The following is a 15,440-nucleotide window of genomic DNA, read 5'->3' as shown; positions in this document are numbered from 1 at the left end:
TCGGTCAGCGACCGCGTTTCCTGACGCCACCGCCACCGCCACCGCCACCGCCACCGCCACCGCCACCGCCACCGCCACCGTCACCGTCGACGTCAATGGTGACGGCGTCGGGGTGGTCCTGGATGTACGCCCTGACGACCGACTCGAAGTCGTCGTCGGGGCGCAGGCCGAGTGCCGACGCGCGTGCGTTGTCGAAGGATGCGGGCCACGAGCCGACGATCGCCTCGATCGCGGAGTCGGGCGTGACGGTCACCAGGTCGGCCACGGCGTCGCCGGCCACCCGGCGCAGCGCGTCGAGCATGTCGGCGACCGTGACCGTGAGCGCCGGCAGATTGACCGGAAGCCTGCCTTCGAGGGACCCGGGGCCGCTGTCGCGTCCAGCCTCGGTGATGCGGAGAATGCCCTCGACGGTGCGCCGCGGTGAGGCCAGGGCGACGCGTAGGCCGGGGTCGACCGGGCAGGTGGCCGGGAGCCCGGCGAGGGGTTCGCGGATGATGCCGGACAGAAAGCCGGAGGCGGCCGCGTTCGGTGCGCCCGCCCGTACCGCGACGGTCATGAGGCGTGCCACACGCCCGTCGATGAAGCCCCGGCGCGTGTACTCGGCGATCAACTGCTCACAGACGCGCTTCTGGGTTCCGTAACTCGACTGCGGCGTCGGCAGCGTCCACTCGTCGACCACGGGCGGCAGGGGTGCCGCGGGGTCGGAGCCGTACACGGCGATGCTGCTGGAGAAGACCACCCGGGGTGTCGGCCCGCCGCTGGCCGACTGGGCGCGGGCGGCGTCGAGCAGCGCGCGCGTCGTGTCCAGGTTGGCGGTCATGCCCAGGTCGAAGTCGCTCTCGCACTCGGCCGACACGGCGGACGCCAGGTGGATGACCACGTCCACGGGCTCCCTGAAGACGTCGTCGAGGCGCTCGCGCAGGTCGCCCTGGACGACGTCGACCAGCGGGTGGTCCGCCAACGGCGTCGCGGCCGGCACGTACCGGTCGGCGAGCAGCAGGCGGTCGACGGGCACACCGCACAGGGTCCGCCGTGCGAGCAGAACGTCGGCGACCTGCTGTCCCAGGAAGCCGAAGCCGCCGGTGATCACGATCCTCATACGGTCCTCCATGTCCGCCCTGCTCGCCCCACCGGCCCCGCTCGTCCCGTTCCTGCTGGTCGTGCTGCCCGGTCGGCCAGGCTGCGCGCTCACCGCCGCCGTACGAGATCGGGGTTGGCGTCGAAGTAAGCTAAGGCTAGCCTTACTGCGTGTCGAAGAACCCGAAGTTGATGCCCCGGCAGCCGCAGCTGTTCCATTGCCATGTCGTACGGAGCGAGCGGTACACGTCCTCCATGCAACGGGTCACGGTCACCGGCCCCGACCTCTCCTCGTTCCCGTGGCAAGGCTACGACCAGTGGTTCCGGTTGTTCCTGCGGAAACCGCACCAGGAGCAGTTCGTGCTGCCGGAAATCGCCGGACCGGTCTGGTGGAAGCCGTTCCTCGCCACACCCGAGGACGAGCGCGCGCACTGCGCGAACTACACCGTGGCCGAATTCCGTCCCGACGCGGCGGAGCTCGACATCGACTTCGTCGTGCACTGCGGTCCTGGCGGCGAACCGGAGGGCGCCGCGGCGATCTGGGCCTGCGGAGTGGCCCCCGGCGAGGAACTCGCCCTCCTCGACCAGGGGTTGCTGTTCGACTGCCCCGACGACGCCTCCGAGGTACTGCTCGTCGCCGACGAGAGCGGTCTGCCCGCGACGGCCGGGATCCTGCGCTCCCTCCCGCGTGAAGCGGTCGGCCGTGTCATCCAGGAGATCCCGACCGCGGGTGACCGCCGTGACCTGGACGCCCCGGCCGGGATGAGCGTCACCTGGGTGGTGCGCGACGACCCGTCCGCCGTACCCGGCGCGGCCGCACTCGACGAGTTGCGCCGGCACGTGCCCGCCGGCCCGACGGGTTATGCCTTCGTGGTGGGGGAGTCGACCCTCGCCACCGAGGGCCGACGGCACCTGCACCGCTCGGGACTGCCGAAGTCGCGCATCACCTTCTCCGGCTTCTGGAAGCGCGAGACGCACGAGAAGGCCGCTGCCGCCGCCTGACCGGCAGCGCGTGCGCCTGGCCTGCCCCTGCGGTCCTGGCTCCCGGCGGGCTGCGGTCCCGGCTTCCGGCGGGCGTCACTCGTCCGACGACCGGTGCAGGTGGAGCACGACCGCCGCTGTTCCGAGCGCCGGCACGGTGACCGGGACGGTTCCGCCCGGCTCCACGTCGAGGGCGTACGGGTCCAGGCCCAGGTAGTTGGTGCGGAACGCCCGCTCGACGGCGAGCGGGGTGCCGACGCGGCAGGTGACCGGAGCGTCCGCCAGGGACTGCAGGCGGACCATGAGCCGTCCCTCACCGGGGACGGTCAGCCCGACGAGCCGCACCCGGGCGTCGTCCAGGGTCAGCAACCGTGTCTCCGTCTCCGCAGGTAGGTCCGCGTCGGCTCCGACGTGCGCCCCGGCACGGGCACGGACCGCTACCAGCGGGTGGCTGGTGACGGCCGCGGTTCGTACGGCCAGTCGCTCGCCGAGCCCTACGGCGTGCTCGGCGTGCTCTGCGTTCTCATCGGCCCCGGCGAAGGCGACGCTGTAGCGGAACGTGTGGTGGAACGCCTGCTGGGAGGGGAAGTTCGTGTCCCAGATGTTGTTGTGCACCCAGGAGAAGACAGTGCCCGGCTCCTCCTGCGGCAGCGACTGGGGATAGGGCGCGTACGGGATCGCGATCCCGCCGAGCTGTACGAGCGGGGCGTCGGCCGTCGCCAGGACCGCGTGCTGGCCGGCGTCGCTCAGGCTGATCCAGCGGCGGATCGCCCGCATGTGGGTGGCGGACCCGGGCACGGTCTCCCGGTCGGTGCCGAGGACGCCCCCGGTGGCCTCCGTGCGCACGGTGGGGTCGTCCAGGGCGAACGGGAAGGCGAAGAAGGCGCTCTCCTTGGTGAGCGTCGCCGTCTTGTCGATGCGGTTCTCCACGTCGATGCGGGCCGCGCCGTGCGGGAGATGCACCCTCACCCGGAGCCGGCGGGTCCCGGCCGGGGCGCACTCGTAGACGAGGGTCTGGCCGGTGGCGTCCGTCGTGCGGTCGACGAGTGCGGCGGGTGGCGCCGTGCTGCGCGAGGCGAGCAGGTGCATCGAGTCGTCGGCGACGGTCTTGCTGGACTGGTGGTTGAACGCGCCGGCCGTGGCGTACTCGTCGTACACGTAAGCGTTGAAGCCGATGACGGCGTCCTGCCGGACCAGCTCGCGTCCGGTGCGCTTGTCGACGACGGAGCCGATGCACGCCTCACGCAGGTCGACGGTGACCCGCAGACGGTCGTTCTCCAGCACGGTCGGGTCGTCCGCGGACGAGCCCGCCGCCGACGAGCCCGCCCGGTCCTCCTCCCGCGAGGCAGAAGCAGGGGAAGCGGCAGCGGCACCGCCGGGCACGATGTCCAGGCGCAGCGACCCGCAAGCCGGTACGTCGGCGACCGGTACGTGCAGGAACCGCCCGGCCGCCCGGTGACGGTCGTTGCTCTGCGCCTCCTCCACGAACGGCAGGGACGTGCCGGTGCGGGCGTCCAGGACCTGGACCGGGTCGGCCGGCGCGACCGTGCTCTCCGGCAGGAAGAGCCGTGCCGTCTCCGTACGCGGCCAGCTGCAGGTGTTGACGACATGGAAGGCGGCCAACGCGTCGGCGGGCGCGGTAAAAGCCTCCCCGAGCAGCGCGGACGCGGCGTCCAGAAGCGTCTCCGCGCCGTCGTGGGCGCGCATGGCCTGTGAGTACTTCCAGTGCCACTGCTGCTCCCCGGACCCGTGGCCGTGATCCCCGTGGGTCCATGGATCGCCGGCACCCCAGGTGTGCTCGTTGAAGAGCGAGGCCGCCCGGTAGACGGCCGGCGCCTTCGCCGTGACCGCCGTGCTGCCGGGTACGCCCAGCAGGTGCGCGTACCCGGCCACGGTCTGGGCCTCGGTGAGAGCCGCCTGGCCGCGGCGCGTGGCGGCGAGCGGGACGGCTCCGGCGCCGACCCCGTCCACCCACCAGTCGCTCCAGTCGCCCCGGTAGGTCTCCAGGCGGTCCCCGACGCGCTGCTCGGCGTCCGCGAAGAAGTCCTCGTTGCGGGAGGCCCGCAGTTGCGGGTAGGCCCACTGCTCGTTCCAGCGGCGTACCGTGTCGGCGATGATCCGGCGCGGCGGGCCGTTGTCCGCGAACTTGCCCAGCACGCGCAAGTGCAGGACGTCCCACGGATAGGGCTCTACGTCGGCGGTGGCGGCCGAGGTCCCGTCGAGGATGGGGAAGCCGGGAATCCCGCGGCCCTCGTGCGGATAGGGGAACCGGGCCAGGGCGGACAGGTAGGCGGGCAGGAGGTCGTCGACGCTGTCGTAGGACTCGTCGAAACCGAGGATCGAGCCCTCCATGTACGCCAGACCGTGCGGTGTGTCCGTACGCCACACCAGGACGCTGTTGCCGCTCGGCGCCTGCCAGCGGAAGAGCCGTGGCAGGTGTTCCCCGCCGACGAGGTGCGGGACGGCCCGCCCGGCCCAGTTGTGCGCCACGGACAGGTAACGGATGCCGTTGTCCGCCAGGACGTCGGGCAGGCCGACCACCTGACCGGGCACATCGGTCTGCATGGCCGTGGTGATGTCGATGCCGTGGCGGTCACGCAACTCGGTTACCGGGCGCAGCAGTTCGTGGAGTTCGTCGGTGGAACAGGTCTCCGTGTGGAGGTTGAACGGCATCGCCGTCAGCTCGACGCGCCCCTCGCGGACCCGCTCCAGGAAGGTCTCCACCTGGCGTGCGGGCCTGTTGGCGCTCCAGTCCTGGAAGGAGTGGAACCCTTCGACGGCCCAGCGGAACCGGGCGGGCTCCGGCCAGTCGTCGGTGTCCCGGCACAGTTCGAGCAGCGAGTCGAGGTAGGCGCGGGACTCGGCCATGACCCGGCCCTGCGGATCGGTGTAGCCGATGTCCAGGTGGGAGTGCTGCACCAGGTGCAGTGTCCAGTGGCGTTGCGGGCGCGCCTCGAAGTCGAGCCAGGTGCCTTCCGCCAGGTCGGGGAGTTCGATCCGCAGGGGAGTGGGCGCGTCCACCTCCGGCACCAGGACGCGGAGGTCCGTCCCGGGGCCGGAGAGGAGTTCGCTGCGGACGGCCGTACCACCGCCGGTGGTGACCCGGACCCTCGTGACGCGCGGCGCCCCGGCGCCGGCCGCCGCACCGTCACGATGCAGTCGCACCCGGATGGACTGCAGCAGTCCGCCGGAGCCGTCGTGGCGCAACAGGGGTTCGCCCGACAGGCGCACCTCCAGGTCACCCAGGCCGACGGTGGCGGTGACCACGCGGTCGCGCAGGATGTCGCGCGCGATGTCGGAGTCCCACCAGGACGGCCGGGTCAGCGGTGGCTTGGGCATGGTGCGTGATCATCCTTCGTTTTGGGATGGTGGGAGCGCGGTCAGGATCGCAGGCCGGTGGTTACGGGGCCTGCTTCGGCCCGCCCCCGTGGCCACGCCGGTCGCCCTGGGCCAGGGTGGCGAAGATCTGCACCATGGCCGACTGGTTGAGGGTCGCGGCCGGTGCCTGCGGGTCGTAGTCACCGCCGTTCGACGGCTGGAAGCGGAACAGCCCGGTGGCGGTGTCCCTGTTGGTCCTGTACGTGCTGTCCGCGTAACCGCTCATGGCCTGCCGGTAGGCGGAGTTGGGGCGGACGGCGTCCAGATCGAGCAGGTCCTTGAAGTAGAAGGCGTTGAACACGGCCGGCTGGTCGTGCAGACGGGTGCCCTGCGTCCAGTACGCGAGAGAGGCGTCGGCGTCGGTGACGGCCTTGGTCAGCCAGCCGGTTCTGCCGGTCCCGCGGTAGAGCGCGGTGGCCGTGCCGATCATGGCGCCCGAGTTGTACGTCCACAGCGTCTCGTTGGTGCTGCCGTCGTCGTTGCGGTCGTTGACGAACAGGCCCGGTGCCTTGCGCATGCACGAGGACACCCAGCCGTACCACTGCTCGGCCTTTTCGAGGTAGGCGCGCTGGTGGGTGTGCTCGTAGAGGCGGGCGGCGAGCTGGGCCGAGAGCGCGGTGACGTTGGTGGCCCGGATGTTGTTGTTGGGGGAGTCGACCCAGTCCATGCCGCCCGGACATGCCTTGCCGGTGTCGCCGTCCCAGGCGCGGGTGACGACGGGCACGACGCTCTCGGCCCGCTCCAGGAACGTGCGGTCGCCGGTGGACTCGTACTGGTCGAGCTGGCTCAGCGCGACCACGGCGTTGTCGTCGTAGTAGACGTCGCCGCCCGAACCGAGCGGCGCGGGCAGATACGACTGGTAGCCGGGCCGGTCGCCGCCGGCGAAGTACAGCTCGACCGTGTCGAAGCGCTCCGCCGCGTCCGGGCGGAAGTCCCCTCCGGTGCGCGGGAGTTCCTGCATGTCGACGGCCGCCGCCGCGGCCTCGCGGAACGGCCACAGGTAGGAGTGCGCCGGGTCGGCCGCCTGTCGCGGAGTGTGCTCCAGGTACAGGCCGTGGTTGTCCCTGCCCTCGTACAGATGGGTCTGCAGGGCCTGGTACGCGGTGGTGGCTCGGTCGGCCCACAGGGCTTGCGGCACGGGCCGGGGCCGGACGGGAGGGGCGGATCCGGCGTGTGCGGACCCGGCGTGTGCGGGGACGGCGGTCCAGAGCAGGCCCGCGCAGACGGCGGTCACGGTGGCACGGCGGAGCAGCGGTCGCGGCATGGTTCACCCTTCACGAGGAGGAGGTGGACGAAGAGAGGCGTACGAACGAGGCGTACGGACGAGACGAACGGGATCAGCGGTGGATCTTGAGGCTGCTGATGAAGAAGCGCTGGGCGGAGAAGAACAGCACCAGCGTCGGCAGGGAGACGAGGAGGGCGCCGGCCAGCACGACCGGGGGGCCGACATTGGAGTAGTTGCCCTGGAGGTCGGCGAGCGCGGCCATGACCGGCCGGATGTTGCGGCTCGTGGTCAGCGTGATGCCGAACATCAGGTCGTTCCACACGGCCACGAACTGGAACACGAAGACGGCGACCATGGCGGACCTGGTGAGCGGCACGTGGATCTGCCAGAACAGCCGCCACCAGGACGCGCCGTCGAGGCGTGCGGCCTCCACGACCTCCTTGGGCAGGGTGAGGGCGTAGTTGCGCATGACGAAGAAGGCGAAGGGGATCGCGATCGCCGTGTAGATCAGGACGAGCCCGAACTGGGTGTCGTACAGCGACGATTCCGCGTACGACAGGAACAGCGGGCGGATGAAGACCTGAAGGGGCAGCAGCGTGCCGGAGTAGATCACCCAGAACCACAGGGCCCGGTGCTTCACGGGCATGATGATCGTGGCGAAGGCGGCGCCCGCGGCCAGTACGGCGGCGGCCAGCGCGCTGACGACGGAGTACAGCAGACTGTTGCCGAACGCCGGGCCCAGGTTGGCCTTGTCCCAGGCCTGGGACATGTTGTCGAACAGTCCGAACTCCGTCGGGAGCCAGTGCGGGCTGCCCGAGTAGCTTTCCGCCGGCACCAGGGCGTTGACCACCAGGAGCCAGGTCGGGACCAGCCAGAGCAGGGCGAGCACCGCGACGGTGCCGGTGCGCAGGACGCGGCCGAGGGACATGGTCATTCGCCTTTCACGTCGAGCTGACGGCGCAGATAGAGCCAGGAGGCCGCCAGGACGATGACGGTCAGGACGACGGCGATCGCCGCTCCCGCGCCGGGCCTCAGCTCCAGGAAGGTCTCGTTGTACATGGACACCGCGAGGGTCTCCGTGGCCCGTCCCGGGCCGCCCTGGGTGAGCACCCAGATCAGGTCGAACGACTTGAGGCCGTTCACCAGACTCATGCCGATCACGATGATCGACACGGGCCGCAGCTGCGGCAGGACGATGTGGCGGAACTGCTGCCAGCTGCCCGCGCCGTCAAGGGAGCCGGCCTCCAGGGTCTCCGGTGGGATGGACTGCAGCCCGACCAGGAAGAGGATGACGGCCACACCGGTCGCCTGCCAGGCGTTGGCGAGGATCATCACGAGCGTGTTGCCCGGCCAGGTCAGCAGCCACCCCTGGGCGAACGAGTCGAGGCCCACCGAGGTCAGTACCTGGTTGACGGCGCCGTCGGTGGTCAGCATGAAGTTCCAGACCACCGCCACCGCGGAGCCCGACAGCGCGTAGGGAAGGACGACACACAGCCGTGCGAGGCGCGAGAAGCGGGTGGCGTCGGTCATGCAGGCGATGGCCAGCCCGAGCACGAAGGGGAGCACGACCGTGCCCACCACCCACAGCAGGGTGTTCTGGATCGAGCGGGTCAGGGCCGGGTCGGAGGCGAACCGGGTGTAGTTGTCGAACCAGCTGAAGGGGGAGGTCCGGGTGTCGGCGAAGAAGCTGCGGTGGATGGTCCACACGAACGGGGCGAGCAGGAACACCGCGACCAGGAGCACGGACGGCGCCATGAACCCGCCGGCCGTCAGGCCTTCGCGCCTGCTGATCCAGGTGTGCCGCTCCGTGGGACGCGGCTCCCCGCCGACGGGCGGTGTCCGTCTGCTCCCGCCGGTGGCGGGTCGGTCGGTCGTAGAAGTGCTCATGCCTCGTCGCGCCTCCAGGCTGCCCATTCGTCTTGTGCACGTTCCTGCATCCGGCGCAGCGTGGTCTCCGGCGAGGTCTGCCCGGCCATGAACCCGCCCAGGTCGTTGGTGTTGCCCTGGATGAGGCTCGGCGGGCTGGCCTCCCAGTAGCGGATCAGCGGGATCCGGCGCTCCTTGGCGACGTCACGCTGCAACTCGGCCACGACGGGGTTGTCGGACCTGACCGTCGGGTTGGCGGAGCTGTCCTGGAGGAAGTCGCTCCACACCCGCTGGACGGGCGGTGCGAGCCACGACCCGACGTTCGCCAGGGCGGCGTCGTGCGAGGAGGCGCGGGCGGGCACCGTGAAGACGCCCGACTCGGCGATCACACTCTTCGGCGTCGCGGACCGCACGGTGGGCAGGATGAACGCCCCGTAGTCGGCGCCCGGCTTCATGCCCGCCGCGGTCATCCCCTGGGCCTGCCAGGTGCCGTGCAGGAACATGCCGACCGTCCCGGCCTTCAGAGCACCCGGGCCCCGCGCCTGGTCGAAGTCGGGTGACGTCATCCAGCCCTTGCGCATGAAGTCGTGCCAGATGTCCATCGCCTCGCGGACCGGCCCGTCGGTGTACGAGGCCTCGCCGGTGACCAGTTTCTGGTAGAAGCGCGGGTCGACCTTGGTGACCAGTTCCTGGAACCACTCGATCGCGGGCCAGCCGCCGACCTGACTGGCCAGGAACGGCGTGATCCTGTTGCGCTTGAGGACCTCGGCGCAGTGCAGCAGCTCGTCCCAGCTCCGCGGCTCGGACAGCCCGAGTTTCCTGAACACCGGCTTGCTGTAGAACAGCACGTAGTACGACTCGTACAGCGGGATGCCGTACACCTTCCCCCGGTACGACACCGCGTCCCGTGAGGCGCCGCGCACCCATCCCTTCGCCTGGTACTTCCCCCAGACACCCGACAGGTCCGTGAGGCCGCCGGCACGGGCGAGGCGCTTGAGCTGATAGCCCGAGGCCCACTTGACCAGGTCGGTGGCCTTCGACGTCTGCAGTGTCATCTGCACGACCTGCTGGTACGACGTCACTGAGGGGTTCGACAGCGGCCGGAGCGCATAGCCGGTGATCTTCTCCAGCTCGCGTCCGGCCGCCCGGTAGCCGTCGTCCCAGGTCGCGTTGTCGTTGGAGATGCTCGTGGTCCCCGGCTGCGCCGACGTGCTGTCTCCGCGGGCGCAGCCCCCTGCGGCGAGTGTGGCCGCGCCCGCGGCCATCCCGGCAAGAAGGCGACGCCGGGCGAGCGGCGCGGCCGCACTTCGGGTCCTGCCCGATGCTGACATTGATCACCTTCACGGGAGCGAGCCATGTGCATGGCCGAATGTGAACCACAGGGCACAGAGGTCTCCCGGAACGCCCGGGGTTGCCCAGTGGGTGTTGCGTGGAAGTTAACGACAACATCTCCGCAGTGGCAAGGGTCTGGCAGACGGAAGAAGCGGGAGTGGGCTCTCGCCTGGTGAAAAGGCCAGCTTGTGAAGCTGAGTGTCCGTTCAATTGACCCCGGATCGAGGATGGACTCTCTCGGACAGGCGTTGTTATCGTTAACGTACCGACAGAGCCTACTGAGGAGCAGATGTGCAGTCCGCGTCTCGTTCGTACGACCCCCACCCCAGTTACGAACCGGTCGACGGGCAGGTCACCGCGGGGTGGCCGGCCGCGGTCGCCGCGCTGCCGCCCGGCCCGCTCGTCCTGGCCGTGGACGGTCCCGCCGCGCTGGACTGGGAGACCCTGGCCGACGGCCTCACGGCGGCGCTGCGTACGGCGGGTCGGGAGGCACAGCCTTTGGACGTACGGGATCACTACGCACCCTCCGCCGCCGAACGGATCGCAGCCACTCCCCACCCCGCCGACGACCCGTTCTTCACCCCGCTGTCGCAGGCGCGGGCCGCGGACCTCTTCTACTCCGTACCCCGGCCGGAAAAACCCGCGGGCGACGGAGTACTGCTGGTCTTCGGACCGGGCGCGGCGCTCTGCGAACCCGACCTGCTCTGGTACGCCGACCTGCCGAAGCGGTACGCCGAAGCCGCTGTCGCCAAGGGCGAGCTGCCGGTCGGCGCCAACCTGGGGCGCCCCGGCGAGCCGGGCGACCTGGTGCGGCTGTTCTACACCGACTGGCCCGTGGCGGACCGCCACCGCGACGCGATCGCCGGCCGGGTCGACCGGTGGATCGACACGCAGGACCCGGCGGCACCCGCGTCCCTGGACGGCACCGCGCTGCGCGGCACGCTGCGGCACCTGGCCCACGGGCCCGTCCGCACCCGCCCGTACTTCAACTCCACGCCCTGGGGCGGCCAGTGGGCGGCGAGCGAACTGGGCTTCACCCCGCAGGCAGGCAACACCGCCCTCGGCTACGAACTGATCGCTCCCGAGGCGGGCGTGCTCGTCGGCGAGAAGGGCGCGGCGCAGGTCGAGATCCCGTTCCAGCTGCTGTGCGTCGAGCACCCCGAAGCCATGCTCGGCCAGGACGTGCACCGCCGGTTCGGCGCCTCCTTCCCGATCCGCTTCGACTACCTCGACACGATGGGCGGCGGCAACCTCTCCCTGCACCTCCACCCGCGGGAGCAGTACATGCGGGAGGTGTTCGGCTGGCCGTACACCCAGCACGAGACGTACTACGTCACGGCGAGCGAGGACGGCGCCCGCGTGCTGCTCGGACTCACCGAGGGCGCGGACCCCGACGTCATGCGCCACCAGGTGGAGGAGGCCATCGCCGACGGCACCCCGCTGCCCGTCCAGGACCACATCCAGACGCACCCGTCGGTCCAGGGCCAGCTGTTCCTGATCCCCGCGGGCACCCCGCACGCCTCCGGTGCCGGCAACCTGGTACTTGAGGTGAGCGCGACCCCGTACCTGTACTCGCTGCGCCTGTACGACTGGCTGCGAAAGGACGCCACCGGCGCGTCCCGGCCGTTGCCCTACGAGCACGGCTTCGCCAACCTGGACACGGCCCGGCGAGGGGAGGACGTGGTGAAGGACCTGATACAGCAGCCGCGTACGCTGCGCTCCGGCGAGGGCTGGCGCGAGGAGGTCATCGGCGCGCTGCCCGAGATGTTCTACGCGGTCCACCGGCTGGTCGTCGCCCCGGAGGCCGACATCACCGACGACACCGCGGGCCGCTTCCACATCCTCAACGTCGCCGCGGGCCAGGGCGCCGTCGTCGAGACCCAGGACGGACGCAGCCACTTCCTGGCCTTCGCGGAGACCCTCACGGTCCCCGCCGCGGTGGGCCCCTACCGGGTGCGCTCGGTGGGCGGCGACGAGGTGCAGATCGTGAAGGCGCTGGTGGTGGAGCCGTGACCGCGGCCCCCGCAGCATCTGCGGCCTCCGCGGCTTTCGCGGGACGATCGGTCGTGCCGGTCCCCGTCCCCGTGCTCGACGTCGGCGGTACGCATGTCACCGCGGCGCTCGTCGACCCCGCGACCGGCCACCTCGTCCCGTCCTCGGTGATCCGCAGACCCCTCGGTTCGCACGCCGACGCCGACGGCATCCTCGACGACATCGCCCTGACCGCGCTGCAACTGCCGCTCGGACACGGCCCGTTCTGGGGCGTGGCGATGCCCGGACCCTTCGACTACGACACCGGGATCGGCCGTTTCACCGGGATCGGCAAGTTCGAGTCCCTGTCCGGCGTGGACGTGGGCGCCGGACTGCGCCGACGGCTTCTCGACCGGGCCGAGCGGCTGTGCTTCCTCAACGACGCCGACGCCTTCGCCCTCGGCGAGCACCGGGCCGGGGCAGCCCAAGGACACGACCGCGTGGTGTGCCTGACGCTGGGCACGGGCATCGGCTCCTCCTTCCTGCGCACCGGCCTGCCTGTGCACGAGGGCCCCGATGTGCCGCCCGCCGGTCATGTGCACCGGCTGGACATCGACGGCCGTCCGCTGGAGGAGACGGTCTCGCGCCGTGCCATCCGCCTCCACCACGCGCGGCACGCGGCTCCGCACCGGGAACCGGACCCGCGCCAGGAGTCCGACCTGCCGGACGTCCACGAGATCGCCGCGGCGGCCGAGCAGGGCGACACCGCCGCGGCGGAGGCCTTCCGCTACGCTTTCGACGCCCTCGGCAGGGCCCTGGCCCCGTGGATCGACCGCTTCGGGGCCACCGCGGTCGTCGTGGGCGGTTCCATGGCGCAGTCGTGGGATCTGATCCATCCGGCGTTCGCCGGGGGACTGACTCAGGCCGACAGAGCGCCCGTACGCGTCCTGCCGGCCCGTCAGCCCGCGTCGGCACCGTTGATCGGGGCCGCGCACTGGGTCCGGAGCGCGGCGGGCACTTCATGAGAACCGGTCAGGGGCGAGGTCGCCGCCGCAGGCCGACGGAGAAGGGGGAACGGGCATGACCGCTCGTCGAGGCGGCGGGCCGACCATGCACGACGTTGGGAAGCTCGCGCAGGTCAGCGCCATGACTGTCTCCCGCGTACTGAAGAACGACCCCGGCGTGTCCGAGGCGACCAGGGAACGCGTCTTCGCCGCGGTGGACCGGCTGGGCTATCGCCGCAACGAGACCGCGCGCAGCCTGCGGCTCGGCGGCAGCGGAATGATCGGCCTCGTCGTCACCAACCTCGCCAACCCCTTCTACTCGCGGCTCGCGCTCGGCGTCCAGGAAGTCGCCACCGAGTACGGCTTCCGGATGGTGCTCAGCAACTCCGCCGAGCAGGCCGACCGGGAGCCCGGCCTCGTCGACGGACTCATCGACCACCAGGTCGAAGGGCTCATCGTCGTCCCCGCAGGCAGCCGGCAACAGCACCTGGCCGCCGCGATGCGCCACGTGCCCGTCGTGCTCGCCGCACGGCCGCCCGCGGGACTCGACACCGACTGCGTGCTGGTCGAGGACTTCCACGGGGCCCGCGAGGCCACCGGCTGCCTGCTGGCCGAGGGGCACACCCGCATCGCCTTCCTGGGCAACCCGCCCTCGCTCTACACCGGGGCGGAACGGCTGCGCGGGTTCTGGGCGGCACACGACGAGGCCGGCGTCGAGCCCGACAGCGCCCTCATCCGGCAGGGTCTCGTCGACGCGGCGACAGCCGAGGCGGCGACCCTCGAACTGCTGGGACGGTCCGACGCCCCCGCGGCGTTGTTCTGCACCAACAACCGCATCAGCCAGGGAGCCATCCGGGCCCTGCACAAGTCGGGAGTCACCCTGCCTTTGGCGGGCTTCGACGACTTCGACCTGTCGGACGTCCTCGGCCTGCCGCTGACCCTTGTCTCCTACGACGCCGACGAGATCGGCCGGGAAGCCGCACGCCTGCTCATCGACCGCCTGGGCCACAAGGACGCGGAGCAGCCCCCTTCGCGCAGGGTCACGATCCCCACGCGCGTCGTCCGCCACGGCATCCACGCCGACGGCCGCGCCCTCGGCACACCGCGGACGGACACGTAAGCAAGTCGCGCAACGAGCCACGTACCAAGGCATGCAACGAGGCGCGGAGCAAGTCGCGCAACGAGCCACGTAACAAGGCACATGAAGAGAAGGGCCGACCATGCAGTTCCCCACGAGTGTCGAGGACCATCCGCTGGTTCGGCGCGCGGTGCGGCACCTCGACGCCCTCGGCGACCCGCGCCACGGACAGCTGCTGGTGCGCTGCCTGGACGACACCCTCGCGCGCACCATCCGGGCCATGCCCGACGGCAGCGCGTTCGTGGTCACCGGCGACATCCCCGCCATGTGGCTGCGCGATTCTTCGACCCAGTTGATGCCCTACCTCGCGCTCCTCCAGGACGACAAGGGCCTGCAGGATCTGGTGGCGGCCGTGCTGGAGCGCCAGTTCGACCAGATCCGGCGCGACCCGTACGCGAACGCCTTCAACCCCGAACCCTCGGGGCGCGCCCACGACGGCGACGACCTGTGCGAGGACCCCTGGGTGTGGGAGGAGAAGTACGAGGTCGACTCCCTGGCCTTCCCGCTCCTGCTCGCCCACCGCTTCTGGCGGGCCACCGGCCGCACCGACCACCTCGACGGGGCCGTGCGCACCGCCCACGCCGTGCTCACCGTGTGGCGCACCGAGCAGGACCACGAACGCCGGTCCTCCTATCGCTTCCTTCGGTCCTCCGGCCCGGCGAGCGACACACTGCCCGGCGAAGGCCGGGGAACCCCCGTGGCCCCGACCGGAATGACGTGGAGCGGATTCCGACCGAGCGACGACGCCTGTACGTACGGGTACAACGTGCCCGCGAACCTGTGCGCGGCAGCCGCCCTCGACGGGACGGCCGAGATGGCACACCAGGTCGGGGACACGGCACTGGCCGAGGACGCCACCGCCCTGGCGGCCGAGCTGCGCGAAGGGGTCGCACGCCACGGAACCGTCGACCACCCCGACCACGGCACGATCTACGCCTACGAAGTGGACGGCCTCGGCAACGCCCTCCTGATGGACGACGCCAACATGCCGAGCCTCCTCTCCCTGCCCCTGGTCGCGAACATGTCCACCGCCGGCCCGCTGTACCGCGCCACGCGCGAGTTCGTCCTCTCCCCGGCCAACCCGACCTGGTACCGGGGGACCGCGGCGGAAGGGGTGGGCAGCCCGCACACCCCCGAGGACCACATCTGGCCCATCGCCATCGCGGTGGAGGGCCTGACCAGCGACGACGACGCGGCGCGGCTCGCGGCGCTGCGCACGCTGGCGGACACCGACGCGGGCACCGGCGCCATGCACGAGTCCTTCCACAAGGACGATCCGGGCCGCTTCACCCGGCACTGGTTCTCCTGGGCCAACGCGATGTACGCGGAGCTGGCCCTGGACGTGGCGGGCCTCGGGACGCGCTCCCTGTGGTCGGGCGCCGCACCACACCGGCCGGCGTCGCCGGCGTGAACCGCGCCATGCCCTGGAAGCCGTAGCCGAGAAGCGTTCACCGAGGTGGGCCGGTTC

Annotated in this window: 11 protein-coding genes; 5 read left to right on the top strand and 6 right to left on the bottom strand. The window is 71.1% G+C overall.

Features of this window, described 5'->3' with window-relative positions; genetic code table 11:
• Nucleotides 1-4: 4 nt before the first annotated feature.
• Nucleotides 5-1,099, bottom strand: coding sequence for a D-erythronate dehydrogenase (gene denD / locus ACZ60E_RS09460; protein ID WP_469439209.1), 1,095 nt, complete (start codon nucleotides 1,097-1,099; stop codon nucleotides 5-7).
• Nucleotides 1,100-1,248: 149 nt separating this feature from the next.
• Between denD and ACZ60E_RS09455 the strand changes: the two genes are divergently transcribed.
• Nucleotides 1,249-2,079 (top strand): siderophore-interacting protein, encoded by an 831-nt coding sequence (locus ACZ60E_RS09455; protein ID WP_384810363.1) that lies wholly within the window; start codon nucleotides 1,249-1,251, stop codon nucleotides 2,077-2,079.
• A 75-nt stretch (nucleotides 2,080-2,154) separates the two neighbouring features.
• Here ACZ60E_RS09455 and ACZ60E_RS09450 read toward each other — a convergent pair whose 3' ends face one another.
• From ACZ60E_RS09450 to ACZ60E_RS09430, 5 genes are all read right to left on the bottom strand, one after another.
• Entirely contained in the window at nucleotides 2,155-5,397 is a 3,243-nt protein-coding gene (locus ACZ60E_RS09450) for a glycoside hydrolase family 38 N-terminal domain-containing protein (protein ID WP_469439208.1), read from the bottom strand.
• 61 nt (nucleotides 5,398-5,458) lie between these two features.
• Nucleotides 5,459-6,700, bottom strand: a complete 1,242-nt coding sequence (locus tag ACZ60E_RS09445) for a glycoside hydrolase family 76 protein (protein WP_469439207.1) — start codon at nucleotides 6,698-6,700, stop codon at nucleotides 5,459-5,461.
• 73 nt (nucleotides 6,701-6,773) lie between these two features.
• Nucleotides 6,774-7,595, bottom strand: a complete 822-nt coding sequence (locus ACZ60E_RS09440) for a carbohydrate ABC transporter permease (RefSeq protein ID WP_385834363.1) — start codon at nucleotides 7,593-7,595, stop codon at nucleotides 6,774-6,776.
• Nucleotides 7,592-8,548, bottom strand: coding sequence for a carbohydrate ABC transporter permease (locus ACZ60E_RS09435; protein ID WP_469439206.1), 957 nt, complete (start codon nucleotides 8,546-8,548; stop codon nucleotides 7,592-7,594). Before ACZ60E_RS09435 ends, ACZ60E_RS09440 begins: the two co-directional genes overlap by 4 nt.
• Complete coding sequence (locus ACZ60E_RS09430) at nucleotides 8,545-9,858, bottom strand: ABC transporter substrate-binding protein (protein ID WP_469439205.1); 1,314 nt, start codon at nucleotides 9,856-9,858, stop codon at nucleotides 8,545-8,547. Before ACZ60E_RS09430 ends, ACZ60E_RS09435 begins: the two co-directional genes overlap by 4 nt.
• Before the next feature lie 292 nt (nucleotides 9,859-10,150).
• Here ACZ60E_RS09430 and ACZ60E_RS09425 point away from each other — a divergent pair, with 292 nt between their 5' ends.
• The 4 genes from ACZ60E_RS09425 to ACZ60E_RS09410 all read left to right on the top strand — a co-directional run bounded on the left by ACZ60E_RS09425 (nucleotide 10,151) and on the right by ACZ60E_RS09410 (nucleotide 15,383).
• Nucleotides 10,151-11,872, top strand: a complete 1,722-nt coding sequence (locus ACZ60E_RS09425; protein ID WP_469439204.1) for a class I mannose-6-phosphate isomerase — start codon at nucleotides 10,151-10,153, stop codon at nucleotides 11,870-11,872.
• A 53-nt stretch (nucleotides 11,873-11,925) separates the two neighbouring features.
• Nucleotides 11,926-12,855: an ROK family protein gene (locus ACZ60E_RS09420; protein WP_469439203.1), complete on the top strand. Its 930-nt coding sequence runs from the start codon at nucleotides 11,926-11,928 to the stop codon at nucleotides 12,853-12,855.
• Nucleotides 12,856-12,910: 55 nt separating this feature from the next.
• Nucleotides 12,911-13,954 carry a LacI family DNA-binding transcriptional regulator gene (locus tag ACZ60E_RS09415; protein WP_384810384.1) on the top strand — a complete coding sequence of 348 codons (1,044 nt, stop codon included), beginning with the start codon at nucleotides 12,911-12,913 and terminating at the stop codon, nucleotides 13,952-13,954.
• Between the two features lie 100 nt (nucleotides 13,955-14,054).
• The gene (locus ACZ60E_RS09410; protein ID WP_469439202.1) at nucleotides 14,055-15,383 is read left to right on the top strand and encodes a glycoside hydrolase family 125 protein; all 1,329 of its coding nucleotides are present in this window, start codon (nucleotides 14,055-14,057) and stop codon (nucleotides 15,381-15,383) included.
• The last annotated feature ends 57 nt before the right edge of the window (nucleotides 15,384-15,440 follow it).

The sequence above is a fragment of the Streptomyces sp. NPDC102514 genome (assembly GCF_055584525.1).
Note: the sequence above shows the minus strand (reverse complement) of the source record. Positions and strands in the feature narration are given on the sequence as shown.

Coding starts and splice junctions, on each gene's coding strand:
- ACZ60E_RS09450 (WP_469439208.1), bottom strand. CDS start 5,397: ATGCCCAAGCCACCGCTGACCCGGCCGTCCTGGTGGGACTCCGACATC.
- ACZ60E_RS09435 (WP_469439206.1), bottom strand. CDS start 8,548: ATGAGCACTTCTACGACCGACCGACCCGCCACCGGCGGGAGCAGACGG.
- ACZ60E_RS09415 (WP_384810384.1), top strand. CDS start 12,911: ATGACCGCTCGTCGAGGCGGCGGGCCGACCATGCACGACGTTGGGAAG.
- ACZ60E_RS09445 (WP_469439207.1), bottom strand. CDS start 6,700: ATGCCGCGACCGCTGCTCCGCCGTGCCACCGTGACCGCCGTCTGCGCG.
- ACZ60E_RS09410 (WP_469439202.1), top strand. CDS start 14,055: ATGCAGTTCCCCACGAGTGTCGAGGACCATCCGCTGGTTCGGCGCGCG.
- ACZ60E_RS09430 (WP_469439205.1), bottom strand. CDS start 9,858: ATGTCAGCATCGGGCAGGACCCGAAGTGCGGCCGCGCCGCTCGCCCGG.
- denD (WP_469439209.1), bottom strand. CDS start 1,099: ATGAGGATCGTGATCACCGGCGGCTTCGGCTTCCTGGGACAGCAGGTC.
- ACZ60E_RS09440 (WP_385834363.1), bottom strand. CDS start 7,595: ATGACCATGTCCCTCGGCCGCGTCCTGCGCACCGGCACCGTCGCGGTG.